The 10,849-nt window shown below is 67.5% G+C and carries 10 protein-coding genes; 6 read left to right on the top strand and 4 right to left on the bottom strand.

Annotation, left to right across the window (positions count from 1 at the left end):
• Positions 1–183 precede the first annotated feature (183 nt).
• From ACO2RV_RS24455 to ACO2RV_RS24430, 6 genes are all read left to right on the top strand, one after another.
• Complete coding sequence (locus tag ACO2RV_RS24455) at positions 184–1,362, top strand: ABC transporter substrate-binding protein (RefSeq protein ID WP_423296812.1); 1,179 nt, start codon at positions 184–186, stop codon at positions 1,360–1,362.
• Between the two features lie 65 nt (positions 1,363–1,427).
• Positions 1,428–2,198 (top strand): ABC transporter ATP-binding protein, encoded by a 771-nt coding sequence (locus tag ACO2RV_RS24450; RefSeq protein WP_423296811.1) that lies wholly within the window; start codon positions 1,428–1,430, stop codon positions 2,196–2,198.
• A 1-nt stretch (position 2,199) separates the two neighbouring features.
• Positions 2,200–2,904 (top strand): ABC transporter ATP-binding protein, encoded by a 705-nt coding sequence (locus ACO2RV_RS24445; protein ID WP_423296810.1) that lies wholly within the window; start codon positions 2,200–2,202, stop codon positions 2,902–2,904.
• A gap of 3 nt (positions 2,905–2,907) precedes the next feature.
• On the top strand, positions 2,908–3,780 hold the full coding sequence (locus ACO2RV_RS24440; protein ID WP_423296809.1) for a branched-chain amino acid ABC transporter permease: 873 nt from the start codon (positions 2,908–2,910) through the stop codon (positions 3,778–3,780).
• 1 nt (position 3,781) lies between these two features.
• Positions 3,782–4,798, top strand: a complete 1,017-nt coding sequence (locus tag ACO2RV_RS24435; protein ID WP_423296808.1) for a branched-chain amino acid ABC transporter permease — start codon at positions 3,782–3,784, stop codon at positions 4,796–4,798.
• 129 nt (positions 4,799–4,927) lie between these two features.
• Positions 4,928–6,835: a propionyl-CoA synthetase gene (locus ACO2RV_RS24430; RefSeq protein ID WP_423296807.1), complete on the top strand. Its 1,908-nt coding sequence runs from the start codon at positions 4,928–4,930 to the stop codon at positions 6,833–6,835.
• A 76-nt stretch (positions 6,836–6,911) separates the two neighbouring features.
• Here ACO2RV_RS24430 and ACO2RV_RS24425 read toward each other — a convergent pair whose 3' ends face one another.
• Genes ACO2RV_RS24425 through ACO2RV_RS24410 form a run of 4 tightly spaced genes read right to left on the bottom strand, consistent with a single transcriptional unit; the run spans position 6,912 to position 10,845 of the window.
• A complete protein-coding gene (locus ACO2RV_RS24425) occupies positions 6,912–7,706 on the bottom strand; it encodes an enoyl-CoA hydratase (protein ID WP_423296806.1) in 795 nt (264 codons plus the stop codon).
• A complete protein-coding gene (mmsB, locus tag ACO2RV_RS24420) occupies positions 7,703–8,599 on the bottom strand; it encodes a 3-hydroxyisobutyrate dehydrogenase (protein WP_423296805.1) in 897 nt (298 codons plus the stop codon). The genes ACO2RV_RS24425 and mmsB overlap by 4 nt, the downstream gene beginning before the upstream one ends.
• A 27-nt stretch (positions 8,600–8,626) precedes the next feature.
• Positions 8,627–9,679, bottom strand: a complete 1,053-nt coding sequence (locus ACO2RV_RS24415; RefSeq protein WP_423296804.1) for an enoyl-CoA hydratase/isomerase family protein — start codon at positions 9,677–9,679, stop codon at positions 8,627–8,629.
• Entirely contained in the window at positions 9,676–10,845 is a 1,170-nt protein-coding gene (locus ACO2RV_RS24410; RefSeq protein ID WP_423296813.1) for an isobutyryl-CoA dehydrogenase, read from the bottom strand. The genes ACO2RV_RS24415 and ACO2RV_RS24410 overlap by 4 nt, the downstream gene beginning before the upstream one ends.
• Positions 10,846–10,849 lie beyond the last annotated feature (4 nt).

Below are 10,849 nucleotides of genomic sequence, written 5' to 3'. Positions count from 1 at the left end.
AAGAGGCCCGCGGTGGGCCTCGCGCCCGCCGAAGGCCGTGCATGCAACGGTGCGGCCGCACAGGCCGAAAAGCTCACAAATACGATAAAAACCAATTACCTAGGGAGAATACCAATGGTTCAGCCTTCGCCTTTCCGGAGAATAGCGGACCTCCTGTCGTCCTGTGGAGTGACGGCCGGCCTCATGGCCGCGGGCCTCCTGACCGTCTTGTCCGGCCCCGCCGCCGCGCAGGCCCCGACCAGCGTCAAGATCGGCGTGCTCAACGATCAGTCCGGCGTGTACGCCGATTTCGGCGGCAAATGGTCCGTCGAGGCCGCCAAGCTCGCCGTCGAGGACATTGCCCCCGAACTCGGCGGGATCAAGGTGGAAATCGTCTCCGCCGACCACCAGAACAAGCCGGACATCGCCTCCAACATCGCCCGGCAATGGTACGACGTCGACGGCGTCGACATGATCACCGAGCTGACCACTTCGTCCGTCGCGCTGGCGGTGCAGGACATCACCCGGCAGAAGAAGAAGATCAACTTCGTGGTGGGCGCGGCCACGGCGCGGCTCACCGGCGATGCGTGCTCCCCCTACGGCTTCCACTGGGCCTACGATACCCGCTCGCTGGCGGTCGGCACCGGGGCGGAAGTGGTCAGGACCGGCGGCGACACCTGGTATTTTCTCACCGCCGACTATGCCTTCGGCCACCAGCTTGAGAAGGACACTGCCGACATCGTCAAGGAAACGGGTGGCAAGGTGCTGGGCGCGGTGCGCCATCCGTTGAACACCGCCGACTTCTCGTCCTTCCTGCTGCAGGCGCAGGCGTCCGGCGCCAAGATCGTCGGCCTCGCCAATGCCGGCCTCGATACCATCAACTCGGTCAAGCAGGCGTCGGAATTCGGCCTCGTGTCCGGCGGCCAGCGTCTTGCCGGCATGCTCGTCACCCTCGCCGAGATCCACGGCCTCGGGCTCGAGGCGGCGCAGGGCCTGGTGCTGACGGAGGGGTACTACTGGGATCTGAACGACCGCAGCCGCGCCTTCGCCAAGCGCTTCCAGGCACGCACCGGCCGGCAGCCCAACATGGTCCATGCCGGCACCTATTCCACCGTCCTGACCTATTTGAAGGCGGTGAAGGCAGCGGGCACCAAGGACGCCGACGCGGTGACCAGGAAGATCCACGAAACGCCCGTGGACGACGACTTCGCCACCGGCACGGTGCTCCCCAACGGCCGCTTCGTCCACGACATGTACCTGTTCCAGGTGAAGACGCCGGCCGAATCCAAGGGACCGTGGGACTACTACAAGCTGCTCGGCACCATTCCCGGCGAGAAGGCGTTCTTCTCCTTCGCCGACTCCGGCTGCAAGCTCGACGGCTGACGCCTCGTCCGACGCTGCCGGGCGGCAACGCGCCGCCCGGCGCCCAGCCCGACGGGAACGCCGAGATGAATGCTGACAGCCTCCCTTCCGACGTCATCCTGGAAGCCACCGGCCTGACCCGCGAGTTCAAGGGATTCGTCGCCGTCAAGAACGTCGACCTCAAGGTCCGGCGCGGCTCGATCCATGCGCTGATCGGGCCGAACGGCGCCGGCAAGACCACGGTCTTCAATCTGATCACGAAATTCCTGCAGCCGACCTCCGGCCGCATCATGTTCGACGGCACCGACATCACCGACGAGAAACCGGCCCAGATCGCCCGCCGCGGGCTGGTGCGCTCGTTCCAGATCTCGGCCACCTTCCCCCATCTCACCGTGCTGGAGAACGTGCGCGTCGCGCTGCAGCGCAAGGCCGGCCTCGCCACGCAGTTCTGGCGCTCGCAGAGCGTGCTGGAGAGCCTCGACGCGCGCGCGCGCGAGCTCGTCGAGGCCGTCAATCTGAAAGAATATCTGCGGGCCGATGCCGCCGATCTCTCCTATGGCCGCAAGCGCGCCCTGGAGATCGCCACGACCCTGGCGCTCGATCCGGCGGTGATGCTGCTCGACGAACCGATGGCCGGCATGGGCCACGAGGACATCGACCGCATCGCCGAACTCATCCAGACGGTGGCGAAGGGGCGCACCGTGCTCATGGTCGAGCACAATCTCTCCGTGGTCTCCCGGCTGTGCGACACGATCAGCGTGCTCCAGCGCGGCGAGATCCTCGCGGAAGGCGACTACGCCACAGTGTCCGCCGACCCTCGGGTGCGCGAGGCCTATCTCGGGACGGAGATCGCCTGACATGGCCGCCCCTCTTCTGGAAATCACCGGTCTTCATGCTTGGTACGGCGAATCCCACGTCCTCCACGGCGTGGAGGCGCATGTGAACGAGGGCGAGACCGTCACCCTGCTCGGGCGCAACGGCGCGGGCAAGACCAGCACGTTGCGCTCGATCATGGGCATGGTCGGCCGGCGCTCCGGGTCGATCCGGCACCGGGGCGCCGAGACCATCGGCCTCGCCTCGCACCGGATCGCCCGGCGCGGCATCGGCTACGTGCCCGAGGAGCGCGGCATCTTCGCGAGCCTCAGCGTGGCCGAGAACCTGATCCTGCCGCCGGTCGTGGCGGCGGGCGGCATGAGCGTCAGGACGATCTACGAATTGTTTCCTAATCTCCTGGAGCGGCGCTCCAGCCCCGGCACCAAGCTGTCCGGCGGCGAGCAGCAGATGCTGGCGATCGCCCGCGTCCTGCGCACGGGAGCGCGTCTCGTCCTGCTCGACGAGCCGACCGAGGGGCTCGCCCCGGTCATCGTGCAGCGCATCGGCGAGACAGTGCGGGCGCTGAAGGCCGAGGGCTACACCATCCTTTTGGTGGAGCAGAACTTCCGCTTCGCCCAGACCATCGCCGACCGCTACTACGTCATGGAGGACGGGCGTGTCGTGGAGCACTTCACCCATTCGGAGCTGCCGTCCAAGATGGACGTGCTGCACACCTATCTGGGAGTGTAGCCGGTGATCTCCACGCAACTCCTGTTCGGCCAGCTGCTGCTGGGGCTCATCAACGGCTCGTTCTACGCGCTGATGTCGCTCGGCCTCGCCGTGATCTTCGGCATGATCAACGTCGTGAACTTCGCCCACGGCGCGCAATACATGCTCGGCGCCTTCGCCGCCTGGCTGCTGCTGCATTATGCCGGCATCGGCTTCTGGCCCGCTTTGATCCTGGTCCCGGCGCTGGTCGGCCTGATCGGGATGGCGATCGAGCGCACCATGCTCAAGCGCCTCTACAAGGTCGACCACCTCTACGGTCTGCTGCTCACCTTCGGTCTCGCCCTGATCATCGAGGGCGGCTTCACCCATGTCTATGGCAGCTCCGGCCAGCAATATCCGGTTCCGGCGGCGCTCGCCGGCGGCTGGAACCTCGGGTTCATGTTCCTGCCCATCTATCGCGCCTTCGTGGTGGCGGCCTCGCTGATGCTGTGCCTCGGCACCTGGCTGGTAATTGAGAAGACCCGGCTCGGAGCCTATCTGCGGGCGGCGACCGAGAACCCGGCCTTGGTGCAAGCGTTCGGCGTCAACGTGCCGGTGCTGATGATGCTCACCTATGGCGGCGGCGTCGCTCTCGCCGGCCTCGCCGGCGTCCTCGCCGCGCCGATCTACCAGGTCAACCCGCTGATGGGCTCCAACCTCGTCATCATCGTGTTCGCCGTGGTCGTGATCGGCGGGCTCGGTTCGATCATGGGCGCCATCGTGTCAGGCTACGTGCTGGGGCTCTGCGAGGGCTTCGCCAAGGTGTTTTATCCCGAGGCGTCGAACATCGTCGTCTTCGTCATCATGGCGATCGTGCTGCTGGTGCGGCCGTCCGGCCTGTTCGGCAAGGGAGACTGAGATGCCCCGTGGCATGGCCCGCTACATCCTCGCCGCGGTACTCGCGGTGCTGGCGCTCGCGGCACCCTTCCTGCTCTATCCGACCTTCGCCATGAAGCTTTTGTGCTTCGCGCTCTTCGCGGTGGCGTTCAACCTGCTGATCGGCTTCACCGGCCTTCTGTCCTTCGGCCATGCCGCCTTCTTCGGCACGGGCGGCTATATCGCTGCGCACGCCGCCAAGGTCTGGGGCCTGACCCCGGAGCTCGCCATACTCGCCGGCATGGCGGCGAGCGCGCTGTTCGGGGTGGCGATCGGCTTCCTCGCCATCCGCCGCAAGGGCATCTACTTCGCGATGGTCACGCTCGCCCTGTCGCAGATGGTGTTCTTCCTTTATCTGCAGGCGCGGTTCACCGGCGGCGAGGACGGGCTGCAGGGCGTGCCGCGCGGCCATCTGTTCGGCCTGATCGATCTCGGCCAGCCGCTCGCCATGTACTACACGGTGCTCGGCATCTTCCTGATCGGCTTCTTCGCCGCCTGGCGGGTGGTGCACTCGCCCTACGGGCAGGTGCTCAAGGCGGTGCGCGAGCACGAGCCGAGGGCCATCTCGCTCGGCTACGACGTCGAGCGCTACAAGCTGATCGTGTTCGTGATCTCGGCGACCCTCGCCGGCATGGCCGGCGGCACCAAGGCGATCGTGTTCCAGCTCGCCTCGCTCACCGACGTCACCTGGCAGACCTCCGGGCAGGTGGTGCTGATGACCCTGCTGGGCGGCATCGGAACCATGCTCGGCCCCGTGGTCGGCGCCTTCATCGTGGTGTCGCTGGAGAACTACCTCGCCCTCTACTCGCTGCCGGTGCCGGTGGTTGTCGGCGCCGTGTTCGTCGCCTGCGTGCTGCTGTTCCGCCGCGGCATCGTCGGCGAGATCGAACATCTCCTGCGCCGGAAGACGAACAAGAAGGTCGGCGAGCCCGTGGTCGCGGGAACACAATCGCCTTCACCGATCAGCGTGACGAGAGGCGCCGTGACGCCGGAGCGGTGAGCTGCCGGGCCGCTTTCGGGTCGGTGCGCATGCATTGAGTGCGGCGGGGTTTGCCGGCGGCGTCCACTCGGGTCTCCGGGCCGGCATCTCGTGCCGCGGGCCAAGAACGCAAACCGCAGGGAGCGGACCATGGGCAGCCGATATCAAGAAGTGTATGAGCGCTGGAGCGCCGAGCCTGAGGCATTCTGGCGCGAGGCCGGCAGGGACGTCGCCTGGATCAAGGCGCCGGACGCGATCTTCGATCCGGCATCCGGCGTCTATGGCACATGGTTCCCCGATGCGACTTGCAACACCTGCTTCAACGCCCTCGACCGGCATGTGGAGGCCGGGCACGGGGATCAGGCGGCGCTGATCCATGACAGTCCGCTCACCGATTGCATCCAGCGATTCACCTATAAGGAAGTGCTGGAAGAGGTCGCCGTCCTGGGGGCCGTCCTCACCAAATTGGGCATCGGCATCGGCGATCGCGTGGTGATCTACATGCCGATGGTGCCGGAGGCGGTCTTCGCCATGCTGGCCTGCGCCCGGATAGGGGCGGTGCACTCGGTAGTGTTCGGCGGATTTGCCGCCCATGAACTCGCCAAGCGCATCGATGACGCGCGCCCCAAGGCCGTGCTCACCGCCTCCTGCGGGCTGGAGCCCGGACGCATCGTCCACTACAAGCCCCTGCTGGACGCAGCGATCGATCTTGCCACGGCAAAGCCCGCATCCGTTCTGCTGCTGCAACGCGAGCAGAGCCGGGCTGACATGAGGGCGCCGCGGGATCGCGACTGGGGGCAGGCCGTAGCCGATGCCCGGGCGAGAGGTCTGAGCGCGCCATGCGTCGAGGTTCGCGCCAGCGACCCGCTCTACATCCTCTACACGTCGGGAACGACGGGTGTTCCCAAGGGCGTGGTCCGCGACAATGGCGGGCATCTCGTCGCATTGAACTGGACCATGCGCAACGTCTACGGCATCGAGCCGGGCGAGGTCTTCTGGGCCGCGTCGGATATCGGCTGGGCGGTGGGGCACAGCTACATCACCTATGCTCCGCTGTTCTACGGAGCGACCGCCTTGCTCTATGAGGGCAAGCCGGTCGGTACCCCGGACCCCGGCGCCTTCTGGCGCGTCATCGCCGAGCACGGGGTGGTGAGCCTCTTCACGGCGCCGACCGCCTTGCGGGCCATCAAGAAGGAGGATCCCTCGGGCTCCCATCTCGGGCGCTACGACATTTCGAGCCTGCGCTCGCTGTTTCTCGCCGGCGAGCGGGCGGATCCCGACACCGTCCAATGGGCCGAGCAGATGCTCGGCGTTCCGGTGATCGACCATTGGTGGCAGACGGAGACCGGCTGGCCGATCGCCGCGAACCCGGTGGGCCTCGGCATCCTGCCGATCAAATATGGCTCACCCACCGTTCCCATGCCCGGCTACGACGTGCGGGTCGTGGACGAGGCGCATCAGCCGGTCGAGCCGAACGTGATGGGCTCGATCATCATCGGGCTCCCCTTGCCGCCGGGCAATCTGTGTACCCTCTGGGGACAGGACCAACGCATGAGGGAGAGCTATCTCGAAGCGTTTCCCGGATTCTATTCGACCTCCGACGCCGGCTTCAAGGACGAGGACGGCTATGTCTACATCATGGGGCGGACCGACGACATCATCAACGTCGCCGGCCACCGACTGTCGACAGGGGGGATGGAGGAGGTGGTCGCCGGGCATGCCGCCGTCGCCGAATGCGCGGTGGTGGGGGTGAAGGACGCCATAAAGGGAGAGGTGCCCTACGGCTTTATCGTGCTCAAGGCCGGCGTCGACCGCCCCGCCGAGGAGATCGAACAGGAAGTGGTCCGTCTGGTCCGGGAGAGGATCGGGCCGGTGGCGGCCTTCAAGACCGCGATCACGGTGCCGCGCCTTCCCAAGACCCGATCGGGCAAGATCCTGAGGCGGACCATGAAGGCCATTGTCGACGAGGGCCGATGGACGGTTCCGGCGACCATCGACGACCCGGTGGTCCTCGACGAGATCGCGGGGCTCGTCCGGTCGCGGCCGGACCCCTCATAGGATCGGGCTCTTGTGCCGAACGGCAGGCCGGCGCGCTTTCCGGCGAGCGCGCCGGACGTCGGAGGCGGCGCCGCGATCAGCCGTTGGAGAATTGCGCGGGGCGCTTTTCCAGAAAGGCGGCCATGCCTTCCTTCTGGTCCGCCGTCGCGAAGGTGGCGTGGAAGACGCGCCGCTCGAAGCGGATACCCTCCGCCAGCGTCGTCTCGTAGGAGCGGTTGATGCTTTCCTTGACCATCATCGCGATCGGGGTCGACATGCCGGCGATGGTCGCGGCCGTCGCCAGCGCATCAGCGAGGAGATCCGCCGCGGGCACGATGCGGGCGACGAGCCCCGAGCGCTCGGCCTCCACCGCGTCCATCATACGGCCGGTCAGGCACATCTCCATGGCCTTCGCCTTGCCGACGACGCGCGTCAGGCGCTGAGAGCCGCCGATGCCGGGAATGACCCCGAGCTTGATCTCCGGCTGGCCGAACTTCGCAGTGTCGGCGGCGATGATGATGTCGCACATCATGGCAAGCTCGCAGCCGCCGCCCAGGGCGAAGCCGGCGACAGCGGCGATGATCGGCTTTCTCACGCGGCCGAGGGCGTCCCAGCCGGCGAAGAAGTCGGCGTAGAACATCTCCATGTAGGATTGCGGCTGCATCTCCTTGATGTCCGCGCCGGCCGCGAACGCCTTCTCCGAGCCGGTGATCACGATGCAGCCTATGCCCGGATCGCGGTCGAGGACGGCGAGCGCGCCGGTCAGCTCCTGCATCACCGTGCTGTTGAGCGCGTTGAGCGCCTTCGGCCGGTTGAGCGTGACGAGCGCCACCCTGTCGCGCCGTTCGACCAGGATCGTCTCGTAGCTGCCCGCGTCGGATTCAACGCTCATTGGACTTCTCCCGAATGTTCGCGGATCGCCTGGATGATCGCGGAGAAATCCGTCCCGCCCCGGCCGGCATCGCTGAAGCGGGCATAGATCTCCTGCGCATGGCGGCCGAGCGCGGTTTCGGCGCCGGCGGCCGCCGCCGCCTCCTGCGCCAGAGTCAGGTCCTTCAGCATCAAAGCGGTGGCGAAGCCCGGCTTGTAACCGTTGTTGGCGGGGCTTGTCGGCACTGGGCCCGGCACTGGGCAATAAGTGGTGAGCGACCAGCACTGGCCGGACGAGGTGGAGGCGACGTCGTAAAGCGCCTGATGGCCGAGGCCGAGCTTCTCGCCGAGCACGAAAGCCTCGCAGACCGCGATCATCGAGATGCCGAGGATCATGTTGTTGCAGATCTTCGCCGCCTGGCCGGCGCCGCCGCCGCCGCAATGCACGATCTTGCGGCCCATCGCCTCCAGCACCGGCTTCGCCGCGGCGAAGGCGTCGCCCTCGGCGCCGACCATGAAGGTGAGGGTGCCGGCGGCCGCGCCGCCGACGCCGCCCGACACCGGAGCGTCGACCGAGCGGGCGCCGGCGGCCGCCGCCAGCGCATGCGCCTCGCGCGCCGAGGCCACGTCGATGGTCGAGCTGTCGATGAAGAGGCTGCCCGGCTGCGCGGCAGGCAGCAACTGCTCGCGATAGGCGGCGACGACGTGCTTGCCCGCCGGCAGCATGGTGACGACGATGTCGGCGGCCTTCACCGCCTCCGCCGCCGACGCGGCGGGCTTCACGCCCGAAGCCGCGGCGGCCTCCAGCGAGGCGGCGGCGAGGTCGAAGCCGAGCACCTCGTGGCCGGCCTTGACCAGATTGGCCGCCATCGGCCCGCCCATATTGCCGAGGCCGATGAATGCGATGTGCGCCATGTATCCACTCCTCCCTGGAGCCTTCGCTCAGCCGGCGAGGCCCAATTCCCTGGTGCTGCCGACCGGCTGGAAGCAGCCGGCGACGTCCTCGTCCGAGACGGCATCGAGGCTGGCCGGGAACCAGCGCGGCCGGCGGTCCTTGTCGACCACCGCGGCGCGCACGCCTTCGACGAAGTCTGGGTGCCGGACGGCCGAGAGCCCGATGCGGAACTCCTGATCGAGGCAGGGCTCCAGCCGGCCCAGTCGCCGGGCTTCCCGCAAGGCGTGCAGGGTGATCTTCACCGCGCTCGGCGAATTGCCGGCAATCTCCTCGGCTGCCTTTCGGGCGCCGGGCTCAGGCGCCGATGACAGGGCCGCAAGGATCGCCTCGGCGCTGTCGCCAGCATAGCAGCGATCGATCCAGGCACGATCCGCGGCGAGCCCGTCCATCGACGGAGGGACAGCCAGGTCCTCCAGAGTATCCGCCACATCCTGATCGGAACGGCAGCTCGCGAGCCGCGCGGGCAGCTCGGCCAGCCTCCCGGACGGAACCAGGACATCGGCCAGCCTGCAGGTGATGGCGCCCGCTGCGTCCAGCCGGCCGGCGGTCAGGGCGATGTGCGTGCCGAGTTCGCCTGGCGCCGTGCCGAGGAGGTAGGTGCCGCCGACATCGGGGAAGAAGCCGATCCGGGTCTCGGGCATCGCGAGGGTTGAGCGCTCGGTCACGATCCGGTGCGAGGCATGGCCGCCGAGCCCGATGCCGCCGCCCATGGTGATGCCGTCCATCACCGCGACGATGGGCTTCGCATAACGGGCGATATAGGCGTTGAGCGGATATTCCTCGCGGAAGAAGGTTTCGGCGGCCGACCATTCCCCGGCCCTCGCCGCGTCATAGAGGGTGCGGATATCGCCGCCCGCGCAGAAGGCGCGCTCGCCGGCGCCGTCGAGCAGGATCGCCGCAACCGCCGCGTCCTTTTCCCAGCCGGTGAGGGCGAGGGTGATCTCCCGCACCATCTCCAGGGTCAGGGCATTGAGGGTGGCCGGCCGGTTGAGGGTGATGTGGCCAAGCGCGCCAACGGTTTCGGTGAGGATGCTGGTCAACGCCGATCTCCGATGAGGGCGCGGCCGACGATCAGTCGCATGATCTCGTTGCTGCCTTCGAGAATCTGGTGGACGCGCAGGTCGCGCACGATCTTCTCGATGCCGTATTCGGACAGGTAGCCGTAGCCGCCATGGAGCTGCAGCGCCTGGTTCGCGACCTCGAAGCCGACATCGGTGCCGAAGCGCTTGGCCATGGCGCAGAGCTGCATCGCGTCGGGGTCCTTCCGGTCGAGCGCGGCGGCGGCCCTCCAGAGCAGGGTGCGGGCGGCCTCGAGCTCGGTCGCCATGTCGGCCAGGCGGAACTGCAAGGCCTGAAACTCATCCAGCCGTTTTCCGAAGGCGCGGCGGTCGCGCATATAGGCGACGCTTTTGTCGAGCGCGGCCTGGGCGCCGCCGATCGAGCAGGCGGCGATGTTGAGGCGGCCGCCGTCCAATCCCTTCATGGCGATCTTGAAGCCCTCCCCCTCGGCGCCGAGGCGGTTGGCGACCGGGACCCGGCAGCTTTCGAAGATGACGGCGCGGGTCGGCTGGGCATTCCAGCCCATCTTGTGCTCGTTGGCGCCGAAGGAAAGACCCGCCGTGCCCCCCTCGACCACCAGGGCCGAAATGCCGGAGGGGCCCTCGCCCCCGGTCCTGACCATGACGACATAGAAGTCATGCGGATTGCCGGCGCCGGAGATGAACTGCTTCTGGCCGTCGAGCACATAGTCGTCGCCCGCGCGCACGGCACGGGTGCGCAGTGCCGCCGCGTCGGAGCCGGCGCCCGGCTCGGTCAGGCAGTAACTGGCGAGCTTCTCCATGCGGCAGAGCGCCGGCACCCAGCGTCGGCGCTGGTCGTCGCTGCCGAAGCTGTCGACCATCCACGTCACCATGTTGTGGATGGAGATGTAGGCGGCGATGGTCGGGCAGCCGAGGCTCAGCGCCTCGAAGATGAGGGCGGCGTCAAGCCGCGTCAGCCCCGAGCCGCCCACATCCTCGCGGGTATAGATACCGGCCATGCCGAGCGTGGCCGCCTCCCGGAGGACATCCACCGGGAGGTGCTTCTTTTGATCCCATTCGAGAGCGTTGGGCGCCAGTTTCTCGGCGGCGAAGTCCCGCGCCATCTCGCGGATCGCCAATTGCTCTTCGCTCAGCGCGAAGATCGCTGCGTTGACCCCGTTCGTCATGTCC

This window comes from Ancylobacter sp. VNQ12 (assembly GCF_049445835.1).
Lineage (GTDB): Bacteria > Pseudomonadota > Alphaproteobacteria > Rhizobiales > Xanthobacteraceae > Ancylobacter.
This window is presented reverse-complemented; position numbering and strand designations above follow the sequence as displayed.